Here is a 25,683-nt window from a genome sequence, read left to right on the forward strand (position 1 = left end):
CAGCATGAAAAAGGTATTTATTTTTCTCATCACTGCAGTGGCGGTGACACTCATCCTGTACAGCGCGCATCCATCGGAAATCAATTCCCCTGCTCCCGTTGAAGAAGAGGAGCAATTCATTGAAGGAGCGGAGGTTTTCTCTGATGCCATTGAAGCTGAAAAAAAATTGTTCCCCGATGAAGCAGCCCGCTACCTGGAAACAGTAGCCTTTGAATATATAGAACCTGAAATAGACCCCGCTGCAGTTGATATAAATGATGATAGTTTTGCGATTGTCGGGATCGGGGACTCTTTGACCCTTGGGACAGGCGGAAAGGACGCAAATGGGTATTTGAACTCTGTTAAAAGATACTATGAGAAAACGAATGATGATGTGGTTGTGGTCAATCATGGTGAATATGGGGCACAGGCCCATCATCTGTTGAACAAACTAAATGACTCCAATATGGAAAGCGATATCAGAAGAGCCGATGTCCTTTTTATGACACTTGGCGGAAATGACCTGGTTTCCGTATTCAATCATAATTTTACACATTTGACGATAGGTGATTTTACCAAAGGGGAAGAAAGCTTTAAAGCGGACCTCCGAAAAATAATGTCCACCGTCAGGCTTCTTAATGAAGATGCCCCTGTCTATTTCATCGGCATTTTCAATCCGGTATATGAATCCCTGGGAGAAATCAAGGAATTCAATGAGATCATCACTTCCTGGAATGGATCCACGAAAGATCTGCTTGAAATGTATCCCAATACGACATTTGTTCCCGTTCAGCACCTATTTGAAAAGGATGCGAGCCTTTATTTGTCCGAAGATCTCTTTCACCCGAATGATGAAGGATATGAACGGATAGGGGATGAGATTATTTCCAGGACAGAGGAGATACTAATGGTTCAGAGAAACCCGTTATGATTGCATTTTTTAAAAGCCTGACATATAGTGTAGGGAATTCAAGAGGATGACACGGAGGTGCATGGAAGTGGAAAGACCCGGCGTAGATGACTATTTACAGCAGGGAATTTACGGACAGAAGCAGACAAAGCCGGATGAACGGCGGAAGTTCTTAGGGACCATCAGGGAACGAATTGTATTTGCCCTGACGCAGAGACAGGTCAGGAAAAAGGGGATATTGTTTCAAGCGGAAGCCTTGATGAAAGAAAATAAAGGAGCTCACCTCTACTTGAATGGCAATATGAGCTATACCTATCTTTCAAAATACATCAAGCTGGCGGGGAAATATGATATCCACTATACCATGGTGACGAACAAAGAACACGATACAGATATCGGGCTGGTGCTTGCTTATAGCCATGCCATTGATAAAGAAGAAATTTACATCGATGAAAATCAGGTGAGCAAACCTGTGGAACCTAAGGTCAAGAAGAAATCTTTCTTTGCGAAATTGTTTAAATGAAAAAACCGGGCGGTGTATTAAAAAGCGGAAGCGCCTTGATCAGCCCCGACAGGCATAAGACGAGCCGGCGGGAATGTTGCCCTTTAACCTTCTTGACGGATTGGCTTATGACCCCGAGGGGCTAGGCGCTGTAGCTGGATTGGCCTCCTCAGCTGCGCTTGTATAAAAAGTGGAAGCGCCCTGGTCAGCCCCGACAGGCAAATGTTCCTCAGAGAAAAAAAGGCGGTTTTCCCTTTTATTCTCTGAGGGTTATTCGACCCCCGAGGGGCTGGGCGCTGCAACTGGATTAGGGGTCTCACCTGTCCCGCTAATCCCGCAGGAGGTCGCACACCTTCCACTTCAATCAATGTGGAAAAAAGATACTATTCACTAACAAGGACTTACTTTGTAATAGAATTATAAAAAAATCAATGGTTTCCGATTATTCAACCTTAACAAACAATGATGTACAGTACGCATATAGGACTGTGTCTTATCATTGTTCCTCTTTAGACACGGATATAATGATTTTTGCAGAAAAAAAGCCGACACTCCTTTCTTTTAGAAACGAGTATCGGCTTTTCCTTTAATAATCACTATAAAGTTCTCGAAAATTAGAGATTTTCAGTGGTCAGTGTCATCACCGTCCGGGTCGTGACAGTCACGCCCCGGATTTTGTCGATTCCCCGGAAAACATCTTCTGCTTGAAGAGCCATTTGAGAAAAACCGGTACGGCAAACAGGATAAATAGGATCCGGAATAAATGATATCCGGTGATGATGGACAGCTCGGCATGAAGTGCCTGGCCGACAAGTGCCATTTCTGCCATACCTCCCGGGGCCATGCTCAAGAATGAAGTGATGAAAGAGATATGGTGGGACGCCATCAGGATTGCGGCCAGCCCAAAGGTGAACGCGATCAGGATAACGGAAGTGACCACAGTCAATCCGATGAATCTAGATAGTGAACCGGAATTCTCGAACTTCATCATCTTACTGAAGTAGATGCCAAGGAAGATCTGGGCCACGATGATAGCGGCATCCGGCATATGAGGCACTGTCAAACCTGCTGTGGACAATACACCGACGCCGAGGATCGGCCCCAATAAAGTAGGTGTAGGCAGTTTGAACTTCACTGCCAGCAGAGCAGAGGCGACGGCAGCTCCGAACAGCACCAGCAGCGGCCAGCTCAGATAAAGATCCACTGCTGCAGAACCAGTGACAGCCCCATCCTTGGGCCCTTGGAAGACTGGGCTGAAGGCCATGAACGGCACGATGAATATTACGGACAGCAGACGGATGACCTGGATGATCGTCACGACGGTTACATCAATATCCTCGAGCTCTTCTCCAAGCACAACCATTTGGGATAATCCGCCGGGAATGCAGCCGGTTATGGTCGATTTCAAATTCACCCCTGTCAGTTTGGTGATCAAAAGGGCTAATACACTGCTGAAAAACAGCAGCAGGATAGTGAGAAAGAACATCCAGGGCAGCTGATGAAAAATTTCTATTGCGGTATCCCTTGAAAATGACTGTCCGATTGTGTACCCGACAATGATCAGCCCGATATTCCGGAACACGGGCGGCCAGTATATTTTTAAAGAAGTCAGTTTTTCAATGAAGAACACAGCCGTCATGGAGCCCAGCATCCATGCCAGCGGAATATGCAGGAGGCTGAAAACCAACCCGCCGGCCGCCCCGATGAGAATGGTATATAAAAATTTTAAAAACATAGAATCCCTTCTTTGATAAGCAGCGCTTTGATGGAGTTAAGCTTACCATATTCCCACTCGAAAGAAGAAACTGTCTGCCTGAAAGTCCAGGCAGACAGTCTCATCGGCTTATTTCAATTCTAAAAATCTTTCGGGATCAAATTCCTCGCCTTCAGCCACAATTGCGGTCATCCCGGTGTCAGATCCGGATTCATGGTTTTCCCCGGTATTCCAGAACACGGCTGTCCCTTTTTCGACAGGGATCTTTTCGCCGCCTTCAACCCTTACCCATCCGCTGCCATCCGTCACGATGAAAAGCTGAGGACACATGGCTTTATGCATTCCAAGGACACTGTCCTGGCCAAGGTACATACAGCCGATCTGGAAGGGCTTTTCCGACTTGACAAGAGGATGAATGACTGCGCCCCTGCTTTCAAAGCGGTCGATCACTCTTCCGTCCTGTTGATAGTATGTAAAGATCTTCACTAGTAATCACCTCAAATTCGATTTCGACAAGATTCATCCAATTCCTTCTATATTAATGAAGAAACTTACCAGCAGCTTATACTTTTCATCAAAAAAGAACATCATGGTAAGATGAAGCACTTTAGCGCATCACCGCACGTGGGGACAGTCCCCGGATACGACACCGCGTTAATGCGCTGAAAGGGACAGTCCCCACACACGGTGACGCGTTGTTCCGCTAAAGCGGCCTGCGTCAACCCCAAATAGATTTAACTGCGAAATGGCGGGACTTAGTTGCCATTTCGGCTGGAATTTTGATATTATCAATAGTATTGCTAGTGTTCGAAATTTTGCGGAGGTGAAAGAGTATGTCAAGAATTTCAGAAGATCAAGTCAAACACGTGGCCCATCTTGCCCGTCTTGCGATAACGGAAGAAGAAGCACAAAAATTCACAAGCCAATTGGATGCTATCATCGGCTTTGCAGAGCAGCTGAACGAGCTCGATACAAAGAATGTCGATCCTACCTCTCACGTATTGGAAATGAAGAATATCATGCGTGAAGATAAGCCTGTCAAAGGTTTGCCGCAGGAAGAAGTATTGAAAAACGCACCAGACCACCAGGATGGACAAGTCCGCGTACCATCTGTTTTAGAATAGGAGGGAAACACGATGTCATTATTCGACCATAAATTAGCAGAACTTCATGAACTGATGCAGAAGAAAGAAGTATCTGTCACAGACCTTGTCGAGGAATCTTACAAAAGGATCGACGCGGTTGAAGGGAAAGTCAAAGCATTCTTAACGCTTGATGAAGAAAATGCACACGCAAAAGCAAAAGAATTGGACAGCAAAATCGGGACAGACGAAGCAAAAGGCCTTCTGTTCGGTATGCCGATCGGAATCAAGGACAATATCGTCACAAAAGGACTCCGCACGACGTGTGCGAGTAAAATCCTTGAGAATTTCGATCCGATTTATGATGCAACCGTCATTAATAAACTGCGTGACGCTGAAACCGTCACAATCGGAAAACTGAACATGGATGAATTCGCGATGGGTTCTTCCACTGAAAATTCCGGTTTCCAAAAAACAAGCAACCCATGGAATCTAGATACCGTTCCAGGCGGTTCCTCAGGCGGTTCCGCAGCTTCTGTTGCAGCAGGTGAAGTTCCATTCTCACTTGGTTCCGATACAGGCGGATCGATCCGTCAGCCTGCAGCATTCACAGGAACAGTCGGTTTGAAACCTACATACGGACGCGTTTCCCGTTTCGGCCTTGTCGCATTCGGTTCTTCTCTTGACCAGATCGGACCGATCACCCGCAATGTGGAAGACAACGCCTATCTTTTACAAGCCATCGCAGGAGTGGATGCGAATGATACGACATCCGCTGATGTAGAAGTGCCAGACTACGCTTCTGCCTTGACTGGGGATGTAAAAGGCTTGAGAATCGCTGTGCCGAAGGAATACCTTGCAGAAGGTGTCGGTGAAGATGCACGCCAGTCCGTCATGGCTGCCTTGAAACTCTTGGAGAGCATGGGGGCGACAGTCGATGAAGTTTCCCTTCCGCATTCAAAATATGGTGTAGCTACATACTATATCCTTGCTTCCTCTGAAGCTTCATCCAACCTGAGCCGCTTTGACGGCATCCGTTACGGCTACCGCACGCCTAACGCTGAAAATCTTCTGGATCTTTATAAAAAGACCCGTGCAGAAGGATTCGGTGATGAAGTGAAACGCCGTATCATGCTTGGAACCTTTGCATTGAGCTCCGGATTCTATGATGCTTATTATAAAAAAGGCCAGCAGGCCCGTACACTGATTAAAAAAGATTTCGAAGACGTATTCGAAAATTATGATGTCATCATCGGACCGACAACTCCGACGCCGGCTTTTAAAATCGGTGAAAAGATCGATGACCCGCTTACAATGTATGCGAATGATATTTTAACCATCCCGGTAAACCTTGCGGGCGTACCAGGGATTTCAGTCCCTTGCGGATTCTCAAAGGACGGCCTTCCGCTTGGTCTGCAAATCATCGGCAAGCACTTTGATGAGAGCACAATTTATCGCGTAGCACATGCGTATGAACAGGCTACAGACTTCCATAAACAGAAACCACAATTGTAAGGGGTGAAATCAATGAACTTTGAAACGATTATCGGACTTGAAGTCCATGTTGAGCTAAAAACGGATTCGAAAATGTTTTCTCCTGCCCCGAACCATTTCGGTGCAGAGCCAAATACGAACACAAACGTCATCGACCTTGGATACCCTGGGGTACTTCCAGTGGTCAACAAACGCGCAATCGACTTCGGCATGAAAGCGGCTATGGCCCTGAACTGTGAAATCGCAGTCGACACGAAGTTTGACCGCAAAAACTATTTCTATCCTGATAACCCGAAAGCATACCAGATCTCCCAATTCGACCAGCCGATCGGTGAAAATGGCTGGATCGAAATCGAGGTTGACGGTTATAAAAAACGCATCGGCATTACGCGCCTGCACCTTGAAGAAGATGCCGGTAAATTGAACCACTCAGGCGACGGTTACTCCCTTGTCGACTACAACCGCCAGGGTACACCGCTGATTGAAATCGTATCGGAGCCGGATCTCCGTACGCCGAATGAAGCCTATGCTTATCTGGAAAAATTAAAATCGATCATCCAATACACAGGCGTATCCGACTGTAAAATGGAAGAAGGATCCCTTCGCTGTGACGCCAACATCTCCCTGCGTCCAATCGGCCAGGAAAAGTTCGGGACAAAAGCAGAATTGAAGAACCTGAACTCTTTCAACTTCGTGCGCAAAGGGCTTGAGCACGAGCAGATCCGCCAGGAAAAAGTATTGCTTTCTGGAGGCATCATCGAGCAGGAAACACGCCGCTTTGATGAAGCGACAGGAAAAACACTCCTGATGCGTGTAAAAGAAGGATCTGACGATTATCGTTACTTCCCTGAGCCTGACCTTGTACAACTTCACATTGATGAAGAGTGGAAAGAGCGTGTACGCGCGGAAATCCCAGAACTTCCGGATGCCCGTCAAAAGCGCTATGTAGAAGATATGGGACTGCCTGCGTATGACGCAATGGTCCTGACGCTGACAAAAGAAATGTCCGATTACTTCGAAGCGACCGTTGCTGCCGGAGCGGATATCAAGCAAGCATCCAACTGGCTGATGGGTGAAGTGTCTGCTTACATGAATGCAGAGCAGAAAGAACTCGAAGATCTGCCGATGACACCGGAAGCGCTTGCCGGCATGATCAAGCTGACCCAGGACGGAACGTTATCATCCAAGATGGCGAAGAAAGTCTTCAAGGAGCTTGTTGAAAAAGGCGGCGACCCTGAGCAGATCGTTAAGGAAAAAGGACTTGTCCAGATTTCCGACGAAGGCGAATTGCTGAAAATCGTCACAGCCACCCTTGACGACAACCCGCAATCCATTGAAGACTTCAAGAACGGTAAAGACCGCGCCCTTGGATTCCTCGTCGGCCAGATCATGAAGAAGACCAAAGGCCAGGCAAACCCGCCAATGGTCAACAAACTTCTGATCCAGGAAATGAACAAACGTTGATAAATTTGGCCCCTGTCCGGCACTTGCCGGACGGGGTTTTTTTATGTTTGCAGGTGGTAAAGGAAGGGCGGGAAGTGACAGGCACGCCCCGGTTTTTGTCGAATAATCAACAGGAGGAGAAAGTCGTTGATAGAGGGAATGTAGTCGTCGATAGGATGGTCAAAGCAGGTGATAGATCAACAAATCTAGTTGATATGCGTCTGCTTCAACAGCAAACAGCACTTTACCGCTTCACCGCACTGGGGGACAGTCCCCGGCTGCGGTGAAGCGGTAAAGCGCAAAAGCAGGAATCCTCATCCTGTTTATCGAATAATGATAATAGCCGGGCAGATAGTGCGTCTGCCTGATTTTGAACAACCAACAGAGGTGAACCTGTTTTGTCTAAAGAGATTTACTGTGACGCCTGCCAGAAACAGATAAAGGTCCGGGATGATTTGATTACTGCAACCATAATGTTTGAGGTCGCTCCGTTTCATGAGAATTGTTATGGAACCAGCATTAAGGGTGCAAAGACATTGTTCATCAGCAATGAGCCTATCAATGGATTTGCAGGGTCCGCATTTACCGTGTTTTCAGTCATCATTGCCATCCTTTGGGCCGTTTTTACAGAAGATGCGATGAGATGGGTCTCATTATTAGCTTTGATACCGGTTGTTTACAGACTGTTTTCTTACTTTCGATACGAGCGCCATCTGGAAAAATAGAGAAGGAGCTGGAAATAATGCCAAAGGTGACACCGTTTTTGATGTTCCAGGGAAATGCTGAAGAAGCGATGAATTACTACATATCACTGGTGGAGGGTTCTGAAATAAAGAGCATTAGCCGTTATGGACCGGATGGACCGGGTGAAGAAGGAAGCGTCATGCAAGCTGTGTTCAATTTGAATGGACAGGACATTATGTGCATAGACAGTAACATTCAGCATGAATTCAGCTTCACACCTTCGTTTTCTTTCTTTTTGGAATGCGATTCAGAAGAGGAAATCGACCGGCTGTATGGTCAGCTGTCAGAAGGTGGAACTGCCCTGATGCCGATCGGGGACTATGGTTTCAGCAAGAAGTTCGGGTGGATCAATGATAAATATGGTGTATCCTGGCAGATGACACTCCCGAAATAAACAAAGCGCTTGGCAGAAAATGCAGGAGCATTCTGCCAAGCACTTTTTATTGCGGTGAAGCTTTACCACTTTAAAGTAACAGGGGACTGTCCCCGGGTGCTTTAAAGCGTTAAAGTGCTTCCTGGGGTTCCTCCACCATCGAGTAATCGATTTCGAATCCAAGATCTTCTAGCATTTCGTGGTCTTTTGTACTTTCCTGGCCGGCTGTTGTCAGGTAGTCGCCGACAAAGATGGAGTTGGCGGCATACAAACCAAGCGGCTGGAGGCTGCGCAGATTGACTTCACGGCCGCCGGATATCCGGATTTCTTTGGAGGGATTGATATAACGGAAGAGTGCCAATACTTTCAGGCAGTATCTTGGGTCGAGTTCATCCGTCCCTTCAAGCGGTGTTCCATCGATAGCATGAAGGAAGTTGACTGGAATGGAGTCCGCGTCCAGGGCTTTCAAGCTTCTCGCCATATCAATGACATTTTCCTTCGTTTCCTTCATACCGATAATGACGCCGGAACATGGGGAAATGCCTGCTTCTTTTGCTGTATTGACAGTAGAGACCCTGTCATCATATGTATGGGAGGTCGTGATGGCGGCATGATGGCCTTTGGAGGTATTGAGATTATGGTTATAGCGGTCAACTCCCGCTTCTTTTAACCGTCTGGCTTGTTCCGGCTTCAAGATGCCCAGGCAGGCACAGATCTTGAGGTCGTAGGTTTGCTTGATTTCCTCGACTGCACTGATGACTGTATTCACATCACGGCTGCTGGGCCCGCGGCCGCTTGCCACAATGCAGTAGGTCCCGACATTCATCTTGTGAGCCTGTTCTGCCCCCTGAACCAATGTCTCTTTATTGACCATTCTGTATGAGTCGATAGGGGCAGTGGAGATAGAAGACTGGGCACAATAGCCGCAGTTCTCGGGACAAAGGCCGGATTTGGCATTCATGATCATATTCAGCTTCACTTTATTACCATAGTAGTGCTTGCGGATTTGAAATGCTCCATGAAGCAGAAGAAGCAGGTCATCATCAGGGCATTCCAAAATCGATAAAGCTTCCTCATCAGTCAACTCATATCCATTTATCACACGTTCAGCAAGTTCATTCCAATTCACCATACATTCCCACTCCCTTTTTATAATCTCATCAGCTGATGCTTTCGGAAAAACCGCACCACCGGGGCACCGAGAGCCGCTGGGCCTAAGTGAACGAGGGTGCTTTTTTAAGTGCTCTTTTCGTAAACTTTGTTGCTATTCAATATAAATTTCAAATGATGTCCTGGTAAATCGCCGTAAAAAACCCCGATAAGCTGGAAAGAAAAAAGCGGCTGGTTCTTTTTCGAGAGTAAAACCTTTGAATACAGGGGAAAAAATCCTGCACTGGGATTTATCCGAAAGCAACAATAGAGACGAAAACATCCTTTTTAAAAAAACTCTCTTTATAAAAAAATCCGGAAAATGATTTCCGGATAATGGATTATGCAGCTCTACTATTCACTGTACTGGTATTTTTCCGTATGGCTGAAATGAAACGCGGAGCGACAGCCCCTGCAAAAGCAGATAAAATGATATCTTTAGGCAGAGGGGCAAGCATCCAGGCCCAAGCCATTCCGTAGGAAAATCCTTCAGGTGCACCAGCCCAGAAGATGTAGGCTGCATACATCCAGTTTGTGCCGAGAATGTAGTTGACCGCCATCCCGACTAGGGCAGCTAGGATATAGGTTTTTTTACCCGGCTTTGCTTCTGCCATTTTACCGACAAGATAGGCTACCAGAATATAAGAGAGAATGAATCCGAAAGTGGGCTTTAATAGAACCCCGGGACCACCGGAGAATCCTGCAAATACCGGTGCGCCGACTAATCCGACAAGAGCATATACCGTCATGGAAATCGCTCCTAGCCTGCTGCCGAGGATCAAACCGGCCAGAACGCAGAAGAATGTCTGCAATGTGATCGGCACTCCCCCGATGACAAGCATGGAAGTCAGATTGGCGCCGATTGCCATGAGTGCGGCAAACATGGCAGCCATGGTGATGTCGATTGCTTTGAGTTTCATAGTATGTATCCTCCTATTTGTTTTCTGAAAATAGAATATAGTAAAATAGCGTTTTGTGTCAACCTAATTATATAAAATGGTTAACATAAATTTAAAGAAGGAATTATTCAGAATGAACTCGAAATATAAGAGAAAGTAATTTTTATAAAATAAAGAAACAGGAGAATTAATGAAAATACATATCATCGGCTCGGTTGGAAGCGGAAAGTCGACGCTCGGAAAAAGGTTGTCCTTACAATTGGGCATCCCTGTTTATGAATTGGACAATGTAGTCTGGCATAGGCATGAAAACGGGGACATTCGCAACAAACCGGAAGTCAGGGACAAAGAGTTTAACAGGATCATCTTTAAGGAAAATTGGATTGTTGAAGGGGTTCACCATACCTGGACAACGAGGGGGTTTCAGGAAGCCGATCTCATCATTTTTCTGGACACACCGATGGCTGTCAGGAACTGGCGTATCCTTAAACGGTTCACGGTTCAGAAGCTTGGGTTTGAACAAGGGAATTACAAACAAACATGGAGCATGCTGAAGAAGATGTACCAGTGGAATTACCAATTTGAGAAAAGCAGTAAGCCCGAAATCCTTGAGATTTTGAAGCCTCATCAGCAAAAACTCAAAATACTTACAGATAATAATTGCACAAAGGAGATTACTCAATGAGATTCGTGTTTGATTTGGATGGGACGATTTGTTTTAAAGGACAGCCGGTGACGGAGCCCCTTATGGACGCATTGGAACAATTAACGGAAGGCGGGCATGAGGTCATCTTTGCGTCTGCAAGGCCGATCCGCGACATGCTGCCGGTCCTGCATCCCCGCTTTCATACGCACATGCTTATCGGCGGGAACGGTTCGATGATTTACCGTGATGGTGAACTAATTTATTCGCAGGCTTTTCCAACAGAGCAGGTCAAACAGATTACCGGGTTGATTGAAAAGTACGAAGCGACATTCTTGATAGATGGGGATTGGGATTATTGCTACACAGGACCCGCAAATCATCCAATACTCGCCAATCTCGACCAGGCAAACCTCGCTGATTCCGTGTCACTTGAAAGTTTGTATGCGGTTATGAAGGTACTGATCCTGACAGCGTCAGATTTTGAAAAAATGGCCGAAGAACTTTCGGAGCTGGATGTCACCCTCCATAAGCATCGGAACGAAAGAGTGATCGATATTTCTCCAAGGGATATCGATAAGTGGAGCGCATTGAAAGCCATGGGAATCGGGGAATTTGATTATATCGCTTTTGGCAATGACGCCAATGATATTTCGTTGTTTCAGCATGCAAGCCATGCGGTCATGATAGGCTATCATGAGGAGCTGTCAGAGCATGCAGCTGAAACGATCGCGCTGCAGGGGGATTGCGAAGAGGCAATCATCCGGAAGCTGGAAGAAATGACAGGGAAGATGAGCACTGCGTCCGCGTGAAAAGAAATACCGGTTAGGGGGATAAGGAATGACAGGGGAAGTGCTGATCTATATGCTGTTTGCCGTATTGCTCCTGTTTCTTGTCCCGTTCTTTATCATCAAGGGCATCAAAGAGGGAAGATCATTCACTGACCACTTTACCTCGAATGGTATCCTGATCCTTTTATTCTTCGTTTCAATAGGCGAGGTCCTGAAGTCATTTTGGAGCGAGGGAAGTATGGAAGTATTCAACCAGGTTCTGTTTACTGCTTTTATTGTGATGGGGGCCATACCGGCTGTCATTCTGCTGATCTGGCATTTTCCAAAGGAAATGGCCAAGTGGAAAGATCCCCGGGAATACCGGCATCCAGCTGCTTACAAATTCAGGCATCTGCTTATGCTTATTATGTTTGCCTTGATCGGGGGAGCATTCTTCATGCTGTATCAAAGTTATAAAGTTGTATTCTAAAATTTTTTTATCCAGTTTTTATGGATGATTTTTTTAGCTAGGCGAAAATACATGTCAGCTTCTGCTCTGCTCTCCGCCTTTTGCATCAAGACGAGGTAATTTTGAAATCGAAGCTTGTCGAGTGACGAGACTTTCAGCACAATTTTACGCATAGGGCACACTCCTTGGTCCGGGACAAAATTGCGTCCAATTCTCTATTCAGAAAATTCTGTAAATAATGTATACTATTAGTAAATCATTCCAGAGGGTGGATGTAATGTCCTTAATTGAATTGATACTGTTACCGATGTTAATGGGAGGTATTGGTGGCTTAGGACATATTTTGGTTTTCAAAGGTGGCCGCTTTACATTTCCCCGTATTCTCGTTGATGAAGATGGAGAGAAGCACTATGTCTTTGGATCCTCAAAGGATATTATCATTGGGGTGTTGGCCGGTTATTTATCCGTGTTGCCTGTCGTGGAAACTGTACCCGTCTGGTATGTGATTTATATCAGTTTATTATCTGGCATTGGTGGAAGTTCGGTAATCACGAGAAAAATCGAGCAAAACCTGGAAAGGACAAAATCAGAATACATTCAAGAGCTTTCAAAATATCAGCTCGAGACGACCTCTTCTATAGGAGGACCTTCAAAGAATAATAACGAGGTGAAACCTGTTGGCGAAGTCCAAGAAAGAGAAGAAAACAACAGTTAAGTTGCCCCCGGAGCAATATTCCATAGCAGAGACCTACTTGGAAAAAATAAAGGAGGCAGATAGCGTAACCGAGCTGAAGTATTATTACGCAAAATTCAAAAGTATTGTTGAAAGCTCTCAGAAATGTTAATAGCAGGGAGGCTGCCGCTGCTGCAGTCTCTTTTTTTGATGTCCAGGGTGTGATCGGGCAGCCGGGAACCGGGAAATCCATGACCCGCCGGAGCGACCCTGAGTTGAAAGACCGTTTATCCAAAAGGCTGGATGGCATCCTTCCTCTGGCTTGTCCACTTTGAATCGGAGCTGATCGAGGTGCTTGCTCGATGATTCTTAACATGATCTTTGGCAGTCTATGCTGCAGTCAGGCTTATGTAGTTCATTCTTATATTCAATTATATGCTTGCAGGCATATTTTTTACAAACAATACTTGAAAAAAATTAGTATTATTTCTTGTTAAAAAGGCAAAAGAGAAATAAGCTAAGAGGGTGGACACAGCAGGATGAGTCACAAGGAGGAAAACAATGGAACTTAAGCAATGGTTTGAAAAGGGGCAGGCGCCTCAAGAGTATATAGATTCAATGGAAACCCATCAAGAGAATCTGCAGAAGGTCTATGATGGATTTTCCGTACCGGACAGTGAAAAGGAGAACCTGAAGCAGCTTGCTTCCCAGAAACTGAAGGTCATTGTTCTGACCGAGGATTGGTGCGGCGATGCAATGGTCAACCTCCCGATCTTATTAAAGATGGCTGAAGCAGCCGATATGGACGTACGGACATTGAATCGGGATGAAAATCTGGAATTGATGGATCAGTATCTGACAAATGGAACATCGCGTGCCATTCCAATATTCATCTTTCTGGACAGCGATTTCAACGAAGAAGCGGTCTGGGGTCCGAGGGCTCCTGTCGTCCAGCAGCTGGTGGACGAGGAAAAAGCGAAACTGCCGCCTCGTGACCATGAATCCTTCCCGCTCGCGCAGAAAGAAATGATCGGCAGGCTGACGGCTCAGTATATAGAAAATGAAGCCATCTGGCAGGAAGTCTTCCAAAGCATCAAAACGACACTGATGAACCAAGTGCATCTGTAAAGCGCAGAAAGGGCCGTTCCCCCCGGGAACGGCCCTTTCGCGCAGTAACACGGTGACGCACGAAGAGGGACTGTCCCCTTTCGTGCGTCACCGCTTTAAAGCACCCGGGGACTGTCCCCGGGTGCTTTAAAGCGGTAAAGTGCTGCAGCGAAATGGAACTGTTTCCCTCTTCACGAATTACGGAAATCGCGGTATTCTAGTAGAGAATACTGGTAGGGGGTAACGGCATGATCCATCAAAAAACGAATACGATTGTTATTGAAACCCTCGATAAGTTTCCCCACAAGGTCAATATCAAGCTGGGGAAAATTCTGAAGGAACGCGGAATGACACAAGGTGACCTGCACCGCCTGACTGGCCTGCGTGTCGCGACGATCAATGAACTGGTTAACTTCAAAAAGAAGTCATTGACAGTCGCTCACCTGATTTCCATCATGGCGGCCCTCAGGATATGGGATCTGCGCGAATTGATTGAAATCGAGTTCGACGAAGAAGTGGTAGATTACTTCCGCAGTGAACGCCTGCAAATGAAAGAAGGCTTCACTTCCGATATGAAAAAGACATTAGAGACAAACTTCGAGCGCATGAATCAATAACAATACCCATATAGTCAAACGGCCCTCATATGGCCGTTTTTTCTTTTTATAAAGGTCTGTGTAGCTATTTAATATAAATTTCAATTAATATCCTGGTAAATAGCTGTAAAAACCCCGTTAATAAGGAAAGAAAAGAGCTGCTCTTTCTTTTTAAAGAGTAAAACTTGAAATACAGGAAAAAAATCCGGCCCTTGGGATTTTCCAAAAGCAGCGATATATGCGAAAGCAGCCTTTTATAAGGGGTATTGCTTCCGTTTAATAGAGGGAGACTTACAGATTCCGGGTTGAGCACGAGCAGGTCTTCCTGTTCAGGGAGGTCCATAGGAAAAGTCCGGTACAGCTATTTTTCACAGAAAGCAATCCTTAAAGGGAATTCCTCAAAAATAGAAAACAAATAAAGGGAATTGGTCCCTGCACCAAGAACTTAAAGCATAAGCAATGCTTGTGTAAAAATGAAATGGTAAAATAGCATGAAATAATCATAGACCGGAGAACCTGTGATTGAATTCTAGTTATAGAGGGAAATAAAAGCTTGTAACCCCCTTGTGCAGAACACGAGGAAATGAAAGAGTGATAATGTGGAAGAAATCAAAAACCAATATCTTTCGTATTTAAACCTGACACTTGAACGGCCGAGCATCAACTACTTGCAGAGGCTTATCCAGCACCACCTGATCCGGATCCCATATGAAACGTTCAGCAAATTCCATTATTTCAATCAGCGCAGGGAACTTGTGCCCAGCCTGGATCAGTTCGTACATAATCTCACGAACCGCGGCTGGGGCGGAACCTGTTATACGCTGAATATCAATTTCGGCCGCCTTTTGCGTGAACTGGGCTTCTCCATCCATTTTGTCCGCGTGACGCCGGGACACCTCGGAATCATGGTGGACATTGAAGGAAAGAAGCTTTATGCTGATGTCGGATACGGCTCACCTATCATGAAGCCGGTCGAACTCGAATCGAGAAGAAAGCATGTCCTTCACGGTTTCGGTGAGGAAATCACCTTTACTCAAAAGGATCAGGCCCTTTATGAGATTGACCGTAAATCAAATGGAAAATCGTTTGTAAAAAAAGAAATCATCTGGCTGCCGCTTGATGAAGAAGATCTTGACCGTGATATCGAGGCTTCCTATCAGGACCGCGAAGACAATGTCGTGATGAGGAGAATCACAGCTGTCCGCTTTCACGGCAACACCTGTTACTTCCTGCGGAACGGTACGATTAAAGCGATGACCTACCGCAATATCCGCGAATATCAAATGCGTGATATCGATAAATGGATAAACACCGTGAATGAAATATATCATTTTGATAAAGAGTCCATACAGGAAAGTGTCGACTTCCTGCAGGAGCGCAACATAAAAATTTTCACCTGAACCTGTCAAAAGGAAAACCTTTTGGCAGGTTTTTTTGTTTCCGAAAGGCCTTTTTTTAACCGCCAAGCCTGCTAAGAAAGGAGGGCTCTCCCTGCTGATCAAGACAATCCGGCGTCTTCACAGCATGGTCACCCTGCATCTCCATCATCATGCTCATACCCGCCTGGAAAATAAATAAAAAATATTTTTATAAAAGTGTAGGGGAAAGCATGAGTTTGTTCGTCTATTAATATGGAGCCTATCGAAAGGGGGGAGAGAGTATTGGAGCAAGCGCTTGTTGAAAAAGTAAAAAACGGAAGCGACCATGCATTCCGGGTCCTTATTGAAAAATACAAACACCACGTGTTCAAGACCGTATACAGCATCCTGCGCAATCAGAAGGACGCAGAGGATGCGTCCCAGGAAGTGTTCGTCAAGATCTATACCTCTCTCTCCCAGTACGAGAATCAAGGGTTGAAAACATGGATTACCAGAGTTGCCGTGAACCATGCGATAGATTGCAAGAGGAAAGCCGCCCGCCGACATGAAGAAATGGAAGAGAACCCGGAATACACAGCGGAAGCGGGCATCCGGCGGGAAGGCCTGAGATCAGTAGAAGCCATGTTTGAGGAAAAGCAGCTGCGGCTGCTGGTCAGGCGGAGACTTGGGGAACTGCCGGAAAGCCATCGAAAGGTCATCTATGATTATTACATAGAGGAGAAATCGTATAAGAAAATGGCAGAGGAACAGCAGGTTGAAGTGAAGACAATTGAAACCAAGCTCTACAGGGCAAGACTCTGGATGAGGAAACATTGGAAGGAGGAAGATTTTCGATGAAGCATGTCACTTATGAAGAATGGCAGAAATACGTTGGGGATGGTCTTGCGGAAGAAGTCCGGCAGCAGTATGAAGAACACTTATATTCTTGCGATGATTGCATGGAAATCTATCTGGCAGCTATAGAGGCAGGCGGAACTTCCTTCCCGGAATTTTCAGACGAAGCCCGGTTCACAGAGGACATCATGAATGAGGTCGAGCAGTATAAAGAGCGGGATGATTCTCGAGCAGGTAAAAAACAAAGATTCTATCAGAACGCTGCTTTTCATTATTCTGTTGCGGCTGCCATGACGATTGTTCTTATGTACACTGGAATATTTCAGCAGCTCATCGGCTTCGCAGAAGAGTTTGAACGATCTTCTCGCCCATCTTTTACAAATGAGCTGATGAACAAAACAACAGATTTAATTAACAATGTAGAAAATCAAACAAGAGAGGAAGGAAACGGATGAAAAAGAATCCGCTTATTGCGTTTTTATTGGCGTTTTTCCCGGGAGTCGGCTTGCTTTATCTTGGCAAGGTGCTCAGGGGACTGTTTTATGCAGGGAGTGTGATAGGGGCAGCGGTGCTGACCCTGTTCTTGGCAACCTCCTACTATTCAGTATCAGGATTTGAATTTGTGCCTTTATTAGGCGGTTTGCTTATCTATTTTGTCAACCTGATCGATACAGCCATCACCGCTTCCAAGCTGTATAAACGTGCTGATGGCGGGATTGAGCAAAAGGCTGCCCCTGAATCCGAGCGTTTTTTCACAATCATCTTGTCACTGGTACCGGGACTCGGACACTTCCAGCTTGGACTGATGAACAGGGGAGTGACGCTGCTGGCGGCCTTCCTAGGAATGGCGGTCATGGTAATCTTCGTAACGGTCCTGTCATCGCGCGGAGAATTCCTTGTCTTCCTGGCATTCCTGCCCGTGCTGTGGGTATACAGTTTCTTTGACAGCATGCAGCAGCTCGCGAAGAAACAGCGCGGTGAGGCACTTGTCGACCAATCCATTCTTGAAGAGTTCGAAAGCCGCAGGGAAGAAGGGAAGAAATCGAAGTCGCTTGCTACAATGCTCTCGATTTTTCCCGGAGCTGGCCATCTTTACCTTGGGTATCAACGCAGGGGGATTCAATTGATGGCAGCTTTTCTGTTCTCGATTTACATCATGGATGTAATGAGGCTGGGGATCTTTCTTTTCCTCGTGCCGATCATCTGGTTTTACAGCTTTTTTGATGGCCTTCAGAAAGCATCCCGTTATGGCAGGGAGCCGGTCGAGGATGTGCCGGTCATCTCGTATCTTGTGAATCATCAGAAATGGGTCGGGATCGGCCTTGTCGCTCTCGGGGTTTATTATTTACTGACCAATATCGCCCTTCCTGCCCTTCAGCCGATCATTTATGAATACATGAAGGTGGATGCGTATTTCTGGTTTGAACGTTATGTGCAGACTGCCATCGTCTGCATTCTGTTAATCGGAGGGGGAATCAAACTGTTGACAGGAAGCAAGAAGAAGGGGGAAGCTTCACAATGAGAGTATGGAGAGTAGGATCGATATCCATGGGAGCGGCATTGGTCATTTTAGGGATGATGCTGCTTCTGACGCAAATCTTTGATTGGGACGCAGCGTATGTCATGTCAGGCTGGTGGCCGTTCATTCTCGTGATCCTTGGGGGTGAAATGCTGTTCTATTTGTTTTTCACCAAGCAGGAGAATGCCAGGGTGAAATATGATCTGCTGAGTATCATCTTCGCAGCTGTAATCGGAACCGCCGGGATCGGTTTGACCGTTTTACAGGCAACGGGAATGCTGGGAGCGGTGAAGAGCTACATGACAGCGGAGGAGAGAACGATGGAAATTCCAGCCTTCACGCAAAGCATGGGCAAGGACATCAAGCGCATTGTGGTGGATACGGGCAACCATGATTTGACTATTGAAGGAGGGACCGGTGACGAAATCAGCCTTTTCGGAACCTATCGCTCTACCTTTACGGATCAAAAAAATAAACTGAGCTCTCCTGATGATTATCTGCAGCAAAAAATAATTGGCGATAGCTTGTATATTACGCTCAAAGGCCTTCCGGCTGCCTCTGCTCCATTCGAAAACGGCGGCGTGATGAACGCAACGTTGGTCGTTCCGTCAAAAGCAGGGCTTGAGGTCTCGGGGAACAGCGCAGCGATTACAATGAAGCCGAGGCAGCTGCTGAGCAATTGGTCAGTGACAGACAGCTCTGACGTGAAGGTGATGTTATCAGAAGGAAGTGACATCCACCTTCTTGCAGAGAACATCACAGACATTAAAGATGATGAAAAATGGAAGTTCGATAAGGCGGGAGAAGCAGACGCCGCCGAAGAAATTTATTCAGAGGACGAGGGGAGGAGCGGTTCCTACACTGTTGGAGACGGCACCTATGACCTCGTCGTCAGGAATGCATTTGGCCTTTCTGTAGTGGAGAGCAGATAGGAAGAGGGGAAAGGGCGACGCTTCGGAGTGTGCATTAGCTGGAGTCGATAATGCTGAAAGGGTAGTTGCAGATAACATTAACATGAGAGTGGACAGTAATAGACAAATTTCCCTGGAAATATCTAAATTCATTGTAGAAATAATGTTATTCGACGGCGATTGGAATTCACTTTAGTGAATTAACACGTTAATCCACCGGGGGACAGTCCCCTGTTACGCTAAAGTAACAGGGGACTGTCCCCCGGTGCTTTAAAGCGGTAAAGCGAATAACGAATTTCAAGGTTTAAGGATCATGAAGATGAACAGGGTGATACCGAGGGCGGAGGCGAAATAAAAGTAACTGTTCATCCTGTTCAACAATTCTTGGGCTTCCTCCGGCAGTTCCCCCGCCACATCCTTGTTTTCCGGGGCGTCCAGCCACTCTTGCAGTTTATTGCTTTGAGGGGTGACGAAGCCGATCACAATAATCTGGATGAGAACATAAAGAATCAAGGAACCGAGAAGCCATACCTGGGTGAATGCCCCGTATTCCCCGACAAAGTAAAGAACCAGTCCTGTAATGACAGCGAGGCTCCCTCCGATTTTCGGGAAATTCTCAAGGAGCGCGGACATCTTTAAAGAGTGTCTCAGGTGCTCGGCAGTTTGCTTTTTCCTGACAAGAACATGCGCAAAGAACGTCGGTCCCACTCCAATGATGGCAGAAAGCACGTGCAGGAGAATAAGAAATTTCATTGATACGCTACCTCCTTTGTAACTTATGGCATATGACATTTTATTCATTGTGAAGGCTCCGTATGTTAGAAAGGAAAAGTATAAAGGACTATTAGCTTTTTTGGCCGAAAAGAGGTATGATATTTTCGGTAGATGCGTTCGGTTGCGTGCGCATTAAATTCATATGTACCGTGGAGCGGTTTGTAACTCCGCCCCGGGGGTAGTAGTATAGGTGTTATAATTGAGGAAAGAATGTTGAGCTTCTATAGCTTTTGAAATATCGAGATAGGATGATGGGGAATGAAAAGAGCAAGGATCATATATAATCCGACTTCAGGACGTGAGCTTTTCAAAAAACACCTGGCTGAAGTGCTGATTAAATTGGAGCAGGCTGGCTATGAAACCTCCTGCCATGCGACTGTTTGTGAAGGAGATGCGACGGAAGCAGCCCGCACAGCAGTTGAACGCAGATATGATTTAGTGGTAGCCGCAGGCGGCGACGGGACATTGAATGAAGTCGTCAACGGCCTTGCGGAACAGGAATACCGCCCGCGGGTGGGAATTGTCCCGATGGGCACGACGAATGATTTTGCACGGGCGCTTCATATCCCGAGGGATATAGGGGCTGCGGTCGACATCATAATCAAGGGTGATACCATCCCGGTTGATATCGGGCGGATGAACGGTGAACGGTATTTCATCAATATTGCCGGCGGCGGACGAATCACCGAGCTGACTTATGAGGTGCCGAGCAAACTGAAGACAGTGCTTGGACAGCTCGCTTATTACTTGAAGGGCATGGAAATGCTTCCTTCCATCAAAGCAACCGACCTGACGATTGAATATGACGGCAAGCTATTTGAAGGAGAAGCCATGCTGTTTCTCATCGGCCTTACCAATTCAGTTGGCGGGTTTGAAAAGCTTGCTCCCGACGCTTCCATCAATGACGGAATGTTCTCTCTGCTGATCTTGAAAAAAACGAACCTTGCCGAGTTCATCCGGATAGCGAGCCTGGCAGTAAGGGGCGACCATATTAAAGACCCGAATGTCATTTACACACAGGCAAACAGGATTAAAGTTTACTCCAAGGATAAAGTGCAGCTGAATATCGATGGCGAATTCGGCGGGCTGCTTCCGGTCGAGTTTGAAAATTTATACCGCCACCTGGAAGTTTTCGTTCCGCTTGACCAGATACGGGAGCAGGACAAAGCTGACAGATGAGATGAACCGCAGGGAAGTACTGCGGCTGCGATTCGTACGGAAACAGGCCATGTTCCCCTAACTGTCAATTTAACAGCTGAAATATGATCAAGACGTTGACTCCAATCAACGTCTCTTTTATTTTCATTTTTTTCCTGATGCTAAAAGACCTGATAAATCCTCCGTGTCTTTGCCATACTAAGCTAAAAAAGGACGAGATCATGAAAAAAATCATTGTATTCAGTTTGCTTGCTGCCATGTTTACCTCAGGAGCTGCATCAGCAAAAGAAGCAGCACCGCCAGCGGGGTTGAAAACTAGTTCGCTGTCCATTGTCATCGATGATTTCGGAAATAACATGAAGGGTACAAAGGAGATGCTGGAGCTTCCCATCCCGTTGACTGTAGCCGTGATGCCATTAATGGAAACCACAAAACAAGATGCTGAACTGGCGCACAGACTCGGCCATGAAGTGATCGTTCATATGCCGATGGAGCCTGTCAGTGGCAAGCAGAGCTGGCTTGGACCGGGAGCTGTCACAACAGGCCTCAGTAACGAAGAAATTAGAAAAAGGGTTGAAGAGGCGATCGATTCAGTGCCATTTGCTGTCGGGATGAACCACCATATGGGATCCAAAGCTACAGCCGATGAGCGGGTGATGAGAGTGGTGTTGACAGTCTGCCGGGAGCGCGGGCTCTATTACCTGGACAGCCGGACAACCCCGAAAAGCGTCGTGCCTGAACTGGCAGAGGAATTGGGCGTACCATATCTGGAAAATGAATTGTTCTTCGATCATGTCTATACGACACAGCACATCACGAAGCAAGCAGACCAAATCATGAGACGGTTGAAAACCGATAAGGAAATCATAGCGATCGGCCATGTCGGAATATCCGGCAATAAGATGGTCGATGTCCTGAAGGAGTATATTCCATTATATTTGGACGAAGCGAAGGCAGTCCCTTTATCGGACATCATCCCTGAATTCGAATTAGTCAATGAACGATTGGAATAACGGTCGAAAATCAAAGGAAGATGGGGAAAAACCTTGATGAATAGCTCTCTTCGCAAGGATCGGGGCTGAAAATAGAACCTAATAACATGAATGGACCGCATGACGTCAGGTATATAACCTTGATGCCATGCGGTTTTATTTTCGTTTATTTCGACTGGAATCAATAATTTCAAAAGATGTCCCAGCGGCATTTAAATTTTTCCTATTCCCATATAACTGGAACAGGATTTTGTTTAGTGAATAATCGGATTGGGAAAAGGAGGGTAGAAAAAGACAAAGGAGTTGAAGGAATGAACAATATGAACTGGTATAACTTTGAGGGATTCTTAGGGAAAATCCCGGATTTTATTCTTGCATTAGTCGTTCTTCTTATTGGATGGCTTGTCGCCAAAGGGGTTGAAAAGGCGGTTTACAAACTGCTCAATAAATCCGGAGTGGATGACAAGTTGTTTTCCCACCTTCCTAATAGAAAATATTCATCTGAAAAGATCATAAGCAAAATCGTCTATTGGATTTTACTGCTGATTGTCTTCATCATAGTACTTAACATTCTGAACCTGAATTTGATCGCTGAGCCGTTAGTGAATGTAATGAACTCCATATTCGGTGCGATTGATAACATCCTGAAAGCGGCACTGATCCTGCTGTTTGCTTATGCACTTGCATTGATTGTGAGATACGGGGTGCGAAAGCTTGGAAATGCAGCTAATTTCGATCACCTGCTGGTAAAATGGAATATTGCGGATACCGAGAAAGATGCTCATGAAGGCATCAACAAAACAGCCAAAGTCCTGTTCTACCTGGTCCTGCTGTTGTTCCTGCCTGCAGTACTGTCAGCATTGGATATAACAGGGGTTTCCGAACCGTTCGCAGATATGCTGAACAGCATGCTGGCGTTCATTCCGAAACTGCTTGCAGCTGCACTGATTGTAATTGTCGGATATTTCGTTGCAAAGCTTGTCCGCACCATCGTGACGAACTTCCTTCATGCAGTTGGACTTGAACGCCTGGGAGAACGCCTAGGATTGTCAAGGACAATGAATGGTACATCTCTATCATCCATTGTTGGGAATATCGCGTTCATCCTGATTTTGATCCCGACTGTGATTGCCGCATTGGACAAGCTTGATATAGAAGGAATTTCTGCACCGGCCATCGACATGCTTAACGATGTTCTTACGATGCTTCCGAATATTGCCGTGGCGGTTGTCTTGATCTTGGTAGGTCTATGGGCCGGCCGTATGGCAGGGAAGTGGACAACCAGCTTCCTGAATAAATTGGGCATCAATTCTATAATGAGCAATATGAAGGTCGGCAGCTGGAAGCCTGATGAAACAACCAATTCCTTTACCATTACGAGAATTCTTGGTTACATTGTTCATTTCGTTGTTGCGCTGCTGTTCATTGTGGAAGCACTGCAAATCGTCGAACTTGAATTCCTTGTGACCCTGGCAACAGGAGTCTTTGCTTATATCCCTAGCGTCATTGCCGCGGTCGTCATCCTTGCTGTCGGACTCTATCTTGGAAATATCACCAAGAAAGTCTTATCCAGCATTTTGAATGGAAACAACAAGAATGTACTTGCCACAATTGCTAAATATGCGATCATCATCATGGCATTCTTCATGGCGCTTGATCAGCTGGGCATCGCCCAATCCATCGTTAACTCTGCGTTCATCCTGGTCCTTGGCGGCCTGGCACTGGCATTTGGCCTGTCTTTCGGCCTCGGAGGCAGAGAGTTTGCAGCAAACTACCTGAGCAAAATGGAAAATAACCTGTCCGATATCTCGGTCGATAAAGAAAAGGCGAAGAGAAAGGCTGAGGAAAGCCAAAGAGACGACTGGACCACTTCCATGAATGAAGATGGAACGATCGATAACCAGCCGAACCGTCCGGATGATGGTTTCCCAAGAGAGTGATGTGATAGAAAGGCCCGATACTTTTCGGGTCTTTCCTTTAGTTTTGATATGCGGCGTTCAGTTTGAACAACGCATCCTTCCACTAGTAGTGCTTCTCTTGCGTCCACAGCCAATAAAGGGGCCAAAGTCCCTTCTAACCGGAGAGCCCGCGAATCCTGCACTCCTCTTACGGATTTTACCAGTATAATACTGGTTATTTGGGGGTCTCTCCTACTATTCTGCAGTAATAATTTTAAAAATTAGCAAAGGTTTGATAGAATGTACTAGGCAGAGCATGGAGTTTGCATTTTATGTAATAATATTCATAATACAAAAGGATAATACATATGTATGATACGCGGACTTGCTGGAAGCGGCGGCGGTGAACTCGATTACAGTGCAGAGGTCAGCGGTATTCAAACTTGCATAAATACCAATGTCGGTTAATATTCGAAAAGTTAAATTATTTACAATATTATTACAAATTGTGTTAAACTATCTTTGTTAATAAAAAAATTATAGGGGTGAATGACATGAAAAAGAGAAGTTTATCATTCAGTGCTGTTTTGCTTCTTGTAGCGGCTATGATATTGGCAGCCTGCGGCGGAGGAAGCGGCGGCGGTTCTGGTGAAGACGGAGAAACAGAAGCAGACTTCATCGGGATTGCAACAGGTGGTACAGGTGGTACATACTATCCACTTGGCGGAACTTTTGCGAAAATCATCCAGGATGAAACAGGAATAGAATCCTCGGCATCAACATCTGGTGCTTCTGCCGAGAACATGGCGAGCATTAAATCAGGTGATATTGAAGTTGCCTTTACTCAAACGGACATTGCATCCTATGCAACAGAAGGGACACAAATGTTCTCCGATAACAAAGTTGAAAATGCTCAAGGTATCGGTACACTGTATCCTGAAACGATCCAGATCGTTACAACAAAGGATTCAGGCATTGAATCTGTTGAAGATTTGAAAGGGAAAGTGGTATCTGTCGGGGAAGCCGGCTCCGGTACATTGCTGAATGCCGAACAGATCCTTGAAGTTCACGGACTGACAGTTGATGACCTGAGTGCACGCAATCTTTCATTCGATGATTCCACTACAGGGATCCAGGATGGAACGATCGATGCAGCTTTCATCACTTCCGGTACACCAACAGGTGCGGTTGAGGGACTTGCTGCAACTCAGGATGTTACCATCATCCCTGTAAGCTCTGAAAAAGCCGATGAGCTTATCGAAAAGTATCCTTACTATGCGAAAGATACGATTCCAGGCGGTACTTACAGCAAGCTTGACAGCGATATCGAAACTGTAGCTGTACGCGCTATGCTCGTTACACGCTCTGACCTTTCCGAAGATCAAGTCTATGAGATCACAAAAGCGATCTTTGAAAACACAGACAAGATCAGCCATGCAAAAGGTGAATTGATCAGTGCTGAGAATGCACTTCAAGGAATGGGTATCGAACTGCATCCGGGAGCGGCTAAATACTTTGAGGAAAAAGGAATTTCCCAAGACTAATACAGTTTCTTCAGGCAACATGGAATAGGCCGATCTGATCGGTCTATTCTTTTATTATGATGATGAATCATGAAAAAGCAGCCTTTAGGTTTTCTGAACCTTTTTGGAGGCCAAGAAAAGAGTGTGG

At 45.9% G+C, this 25,683-nt stretch carries 29 protein-coding genes; 24 read left to right on the plus strand and 5 right to left on the minus strand.

Translation table 11 applies throughout. The features are described from left to right. Positions 1–4 precede the first annotated feature (4 nt). The gene (locus D3H55_RS10230; RefSeq protein WP_168413032.1) at positions 5–910 is read left to right on the plus strand and encodes a GDSL-type esterase/lipase family protein; all 906 of its coding nucleotides are present in this window, start codon (positions 5–7) and stop codon (positions 908–910) included. Between the two features lie 61 nt (positions 911–971). Further along, positions 972–1,412: a YueI family protein gene (locus D3H55_RS10235; protein ID WP_119546814.1), complete on the plus strand. Its 441-nt coding sequence runs from the start codon at positions 972–974 to the stop codon at positions 1,410–1,412. Positions 1,413–2,052: 640 nt separating this feature from the next. Here the strand turns inward: D3H55_RS10235 and D3H55_RS10240 are convergent. Continuing rightward, positions 2,053–3,126, minus strand: a complete 1,074-nt coding sequence (locus D3H55_RS10240; protein WP_119546815.1) for an AbrB family transcriptional regulator — start codon at positions 3,124–3,126, stop codon at positions 2,053–2,055. Positions 3,127–3,234: 108 nt separating this feature from the next. Continuing rightward, the gene (locus D3H55_RS10245; protein WP_119546816.1) at positions 3,235–3,591 is read right to left on the minus strand and encodes a cupin domain-containing protein; all 357 of its coding nucleotides are present in this window, start codon (positions 3,589–3,591) and stop codon (positions 3,235–3,237) included. A gap of 347 nt (positions 3,592–3,938) precedes the next feature. On the opposite strand from D3H55_RS10245, the gene gatC reads away from it, so the two are divergent. The 6 genes from gatC to D3H55_RS10275 all read left to right on the plus strand — a co-directional run bounded on the left by gatC (position 3,939) and on the right by D3H55_RS10275 (position 8,262). Continuing rightward, positions 3,939–4,229 (plus strand): Asp-tRNA(Asn)/Glu-tRNA(Gln) amidotransferase subunit GatC, encoded by a 291-nt coding sequence (gene gatC, locus D3H55_RS10250; protein ID WP_119546817.1) that lies wholly within the window; start codon positions 3,939–3,941, stop codon positions 4,227–4,229. A 12-nt stretch (positions 4,230–4,241) separates the two neighbouring features. Continuing rightward, positions 4,242–5,702: an Asp-tRNA(Asn)/Glu-tRNA(Gln) amidotransferase subunit GatA gene (gene gatA, locus D3H55_RS10255; protein WP_119546818.1), complete on the plus strand. Its 1,461-nt coding sequence runs from the start codon at positions 4,242–4,244 to the stop codon at positions 5,700–5,702. Between the two features lie 12 nt (positions 5,703–5,714). Further along, on the plus strand, positions 5,715–7,145 hold the full coding sequence (gene gatB / locus D3H55_RS10260) for an Asp-tRNA(Asn)/Glu-tRNA(Gln) amidotransferase subunit GatB (protein WP_119546819.1): 1,431 nt from the start codon (positions 5,715–5,717) through the stop codon (positions 7,143–7,145). Between the two features lie 95 nt (positions 7,146–7,240). Next, positions 7,241–7,411, plus strand: a complete 171-nt coding sequence (locus D3H55_RS10265; protein WP_168413033.1) for a hypothetical protein — start codon at positions 7,241–7,243, stop codon at positions 7,409–7,411. A 111-nt stretch (positions 7,412–7,522) separates the two neighbouring features. Further along, positions 7,523–7,849: a hypothetical protein gene (locus D3H55_RS10270; RefSeq protein ID WP_119546821.1), complete on the plus strand. Its 327-nt coding sequence runs from the start codon at positions 7,523–7,525 to the stop codon at positions 7,847–7,849. Between the two features lie 17 nt (positions 7,850–7,866). Beyond that, entirely contained in the window at positions 7,867–8,262 is a 396-nt protein-coding gene (locus D3H55_RS10275; RefSeq protein WP_119546822.1) for a VOC family protein, read from the plus strand. A gap of 109 nt (positions 8,263–8,371) precedes the next feature. Here the strand turns inward: D3H55_RS10275 and bioB are convergent, their stop codons facing one another. Both bioB and D3H55_RS10285 read right to left on the minus strand, forming a co-directional pair. Beyond that, positions 8,372–9,373 carry a biotin synthase BioB gene (gene bioB, locus D3H55_RS10280; RefSeq protein ID WP_119546823.1) on the minus strand — a complete coding sequence of 334 codons (1,002 nt, stop codon included), beginning with the start codon at positions 9,371–9,373 and terminating at the stop codon, positions 8,372–8,374. A 358-nt stretch (positions 9,374–9,731) separates the two neighbouring features. Continuing rightward, complete coding sequence (locus D3H55_RS10285; protein WP_119546824.1) at positions 9,732–10,310, minus strand: biotin transporter BioY; 579 nt, start codon at positions 10,308–10,310, stop codon at positions 9,732–9,734. Positions 10,311–10,479: 169 nt separating this feature from the next. Between D3H55_RS10285 and D3H55_RS10290 the strand changes: the two genes are divergently transcribed. The 12 genes from D3H55_RS10290 (at position 10,480) to D3H55_RS10350 (ending at position 19,211) form a co-directional block, all read left to right on the plus strand. Beyond that, the gene (locus tag D3H55_RS10290) at positions 10,480–10,974 is read left to right on the plus strand and encodes a shikimate kinase (protein ID WP_119546825.1); all 495 of its coding nucleotides are present in this window, start codon (positions 10,480–10,482) and stop codon (positions 10,972–10,974) included. Further along, a complete protein-coding gene (locus tag D3H55_RS10295; RefSeq protein WP_119546826.1) occupies positions 10,971–11,744 on the plus strand; it encodes an HAD-IIB family hydrolase in 774 nt (257 codons plus the stop codon). The genes D3H55_RS10290 and D3H55_RS10295 overlap by 4 nt, the downstream gene beginning before the upstream one ends. Before the next feature lie 28 nt (positions 11,745–11,772). Continuing rightward, on the plus strand, positions 11,773–12,192 hold the full coding sequence (locus D3H55_RS10300; protein ID WP_119546827.1) for a hypothetical protein: 420 nt from the start codon (positions 11,773–11,775) through the stop codon (positions 12,190–12,192). 256 nt (positions 12,193–12,448) lie between these two features. Continuing rightward, positions 12,449–12,886 carry a DUF4257 domain-containing protein gene (locus D3H55_RS10305; RefSeq protein WP_119546828.1) on the plus strand — a complete coding sequence of 146 codons (438 nt, stop codon included), beginning with the start codon at positions 12,449–12,451 and terminating at the stop codon, positions 12,884–12,886. Between the two features lie 104 nt (positions 12,887–12,990). Next, on the plus strand, positions 12,991–13,179 hold the full coding sequence (locus D3H55_RS10310; RefSeq protein ID WP_168413034.1) for a hypothetical protein: 189 nt from the start codon (positions 12,991–12,993) through the stop codon (positions 13,177–13,179). Between the two features lie 226 nt (positions 13,180–13,405). Continuing rightward, positions 13,406–13,972, plus strand: a complete 567-nt coding sequence (locus D3H55_RS10315) for a thioredoxin family protein (protein ID WP_119546830.1) — start codon at positions 13,406–13,408, stop codon at positions 13,970–13,972. Positions 13,973–14,199: 227 nt separating this feature from the next. Further along, entirely contained in the window at positions 14,200–14,568 is a 369-nt protein-coding gene (locus D3H55_RS10320) for a helix-turn-helix domain-containing protein (RefSeq protein WP_119546831.1), read from the plus strand. Between the two features lie 578 nt (positions 14,569–15,146). Continuing rightward, entirely contained in the window at positions 15,147–15,947 is an 801-nt protein-coding gene (locus D3H55_RS10330; RefSeq protein WP_168413035.1) for an arylamine N-acetyltransferase, read from the plus strand. A 261-nt stretch (positions 15,948–16,208) separates the two neighbouring features. Beyond that, the gene (locus tag D3H55_RS10335; RefSeq protein WP_119546833.1) at positions 16,209–16,763 is read left to right on the plus strand and encodes an RNA polymerase sigma factor; all 555 of its coding nucleotides are present in this window, start codon (positions 16,209–16,211) and stop codon (positions 16,761–16,763) included. Then, entirely contained in the window at positions 16,760–17,215 is a 456-nt protein-coding gene (locus D3H55_RS10340; protein ID WP_119546834.1) for an anti-sigma factor, read from the plus strand. Before D3H55_RS10335 ends, D3H55_RS10340 begins: the two co-directional genes overlap by 4 nt. Continuing rightward, positions 17,212–18,282 carry a hypothetical protein gene (locus D3H55_RS10345; RefSeq protein ID WP_119546835.1) on the plus strand — a complete coding sequence of 357 codons (1,071 nt, stop codon included), beginning with the start codon at positions 17,212–17,214 and terminating at the stop codon, positions 18,280–18,282. The genes D3H55_RS10340 and D3H55_RS10345 overlap by 4 nt, the downstream gene beginning before the upstream one ends. After that, on the plus strand, positions 18,279–19,211 hold the full coding sequence (locus D3H55_RS10350) for a hypothetical protein (protein WP_119546836.1): 933 nt from the start codon (positions 18,279–18,281) through the stop codon (positions 19,209–19,211). The genes D3H55_RS10345 and D3H55_RS10350 overlap by 4 nt, the downstream gene beginning before the upstream one ends. Positions 19,212–19,487: 276 nt before the next feature. Here the strand turns inward: D3H55_RS10350 and D3H55_RS10355 are convergent, their stop codons facing one another. Continuing rightward, on the minus strand, positions 19,488–19,943 hold the full coding sequence (locus tag D3H55_RS10355; RefSeq protein ID WP_119546837.1) for a DUF2269 family protein: 456 nt from the start codon (positions 19,941–19,943) through the stop codon (positions 19,488–19,490). 279 nt (positions 19,944–20,222) lie between these two features. Between D3H55_RS10355 and D3H55_RS10360 the strand changes: the two genes are divergently transcribed. The 4 genes from D3H55_RS10360 to D3H55_RS10375 all read left to right on the plus strand — a co-directional run bounded on the left by D3H55_RS10360 (position 20,223) and on the right by D3H55_RS10375 (position 25,556). Next, positions 20,223–21,143 carry a diacylglycerol kinase gene (locus tag D3H55_RS10360; RefSeq protein WP_119546838.1) on the plus strand — a complete coding sequence of 307 codons (921 nt, stop codon included), beginning with the start codon at positions 20,223–20,225 and terminating at the stop codon, positions 21,141–21,143. A gap of 200 nt (positions 21,144–21,343) precedes the next feature. Next, positions 21,344–22,135, plus strand: a complete 792-nt coding sequence (locus D3H55_RS10365; RefSeq protein ID WP_119546839.1) for a divergent polysaccharide deacetylase family protein — start codon at positions 21,344–21,346, stop codon at positions 22,133–22,135. Positions 22,136–22,425: 290 nt separating this feature from the next. Beyond that, positions 22,426–24,054: a mechanosensitive ion channel gene (locus tag D3H55_RS10370; protein WP_240628548.1), complete on the plus strand. Its 1,629-nt coding sequence runs from the start codon at positions 22,426–22,428 to the stop codon at positions 24,052–24,054. A 512-nt stretch (positions 24,055–24,566) separates the two neighbouring features. Beyond that, positions 24,567–25,556 (plus strand): TAXI family TRAP transporter solute-binding subunit, encoded by a 990-nt coding sequence (locus D3H55_RS10375; RefSeq protein ID WP_119546840.1) that lies wholly within the window; start codon positions 24,567–24,569, stop codon positions 25,554–25,556. Positions 25,557–25,683 lie beyond the last annotated feature (127 nt).

Origin of the sequence: Bacillus salacetis (genome assembly GCF_003581585.1) — a bacterium.
Classification (GTDB): domain Bacteria; phylum Bacillota; class Bacilli; order Bacillales; family Bacillaceae_B; genus Rossellomorea; species Rossellomorea salacetis.

Excerpts from the sequence above, each read along its gene's own strand:
- bioB (WP_119546823.1), bottom strand. The coding sequence starts at position 9,373 with ATGGTGAATTGGAATGAACTTGCTGAACGTGTGATAAATGGATATGAG.
- gatC (WP_119546817.1), top strand. The coding sequence starts at position 3,939 with ATGTCAAGAATTTCAGAAGATCAAGTCAAACACGTGGCCCATCTTGCC.
- D3H55_RS10360 (WP_119546838.1), top strand. The coding sequence starts at position 20,223 with ATGAAAAGAGCAAGGATCATATATAATCCGACTTCAGGACGTGAGCTT.
- D3H55_RS10320 (WP_119546831.1), top strand. The coding sequence starts at position 14,200 with ATGATCCATCAAAAAACGAATACGATTGTTATTGAAACCCTCGATAAG.
- D3H55_RS10315 (WP_119546830.1), top strand. The coding sequence starts at position 13,406 with ATGGAACTTAAGCAATGGTTTGAAAAGGGGCAGGCGCCTCAAGAGTAT.
- D3H55_RS10285 (WP_119546824.1), bottom strand. The coding sequence starts at position 10,310 with ATGAAACTCAAAGCAATCGACATCACCATGGCTGCCATGTTTGCCGCA.
- D3H55_RS10230 (WP_168413032.1), top strand. The coding sequence starts at position 5 with ATGAAAAAGGTATTTATTTTTCTCATCACTGCAGTGGCGGTGACACTC.
- D3H55_RS10300 (WP_119546827.1), top strand. The coding sequence starts at position 11,773 with ATGACAGGGGAAGTGCTGATCTATATGCTGTTTGCCGTATTGCTCCTG.
- D3H55_RS10235 (WP_119546814.1), top strand. The coding sequence starts at position 972 with ATGGAAGTGGAAAGACCCGGCGTAGATGACTATTTACAGCAGGGAATT.
- gatB (WP_119546819.1), top strand. The coding sequence starts at position 5,715 with ATGAACTTTGAAACGATTATCGGACTTGAAGTCCATGTTGAGCTAAAA.
- D3H55_RS10305 (WP_119546828.1), top strand. The coding sequence starts at position 12,449 with ATGTCCTTAATTGAATTGATACTGTTACCGATGTTAATGGGAGGTATT.
- D3H55_RS10370 (WP_240628548.1), top strand. The coding sequence starts at position 22,426 with ATGAACAATATGAACTGGTATAACTTTGAGGGATTCTTAGGGAAAATC.
- D3H55_RS10275 (WP_119546822.1), top strand. The coding sequence starts at position 7,867 with ATGCCAAAGGTGACACCGTTTTTGATGTTCCAGGGAAATGCTGAAGAA.
- D3H55_RS10375 (WP_119546840.1), top strand. The coding sequence starts at position 24,567 with ATGAAAAAGAGAAGTTTATCATTCAGTGCTGTTTTGCTTCTTGTAGCG.
- D3H55_RS10350 (WP_119546836.1), top strand. The coding sequence starts at position 18,279 with ATGAGAGTATGGAGAGTAGGATCGATATCCATGGGAGCGGCATTGGTC.
- D3H55_RS10355 (WP_119546837.1), bottom strand. The coding sequence starts at position 19,943 with ATGAAATTTCTTATTCTCCTGCACGTGCTTTCTGCCATCATTGGAGTG.
- D3H55_RS10365 (WP_119546839.1), top strand. The coding sequence starts at position 21,344 with ATGAAAAAAATCATTGTATTCAGTTTGCTTGCTGCCATGTTTACCTCA.
- D3H55_RS10240 (WP_119546815.1), bottom strand. The coding sequence starts at position 3,126 with ATGTTTTTAAAATTTTTATATACCATTCTCATCGGGGCGGCCGGCGGG.
- D3H55_RS10295 (WP_119546826.1), top strand. The coding sequence starts at position 10,971 with ATGAGATTCGTGTTTGATTTGGATGGGACGATTTGTTTTAAAGGACAG.
- D3H55_RS10290 (WP_119546825.1), top strand. The coding sequence starts at position 10,480 with ATGAAAATACATATCATCGGCTCGGTTGGAAGCGGAAAGTCGACGCTC.
- gatA (WP_119546818.1), top strand. The coding sequence starts at position 4,242 with ATGTCATTATTCGACCATAAATTAGCAGAACTTCATGAACTGATGCAG.
- D3H55_RS10345 (WP_119546835.1), top strand. The coding sequence starts at position 17,212 with ATGAAAAAGAATCCGCTTATTGCGTTTTTATTGGCGTTTTTCCCGGGA.
- D3H55_RS10340 (WP_119546834.1), top strand. The coding sequence starts at position 16,760 with ATGAAGCATGTCACTTATGAAGAATGGCAGAAATACGTTGGGGATGGT.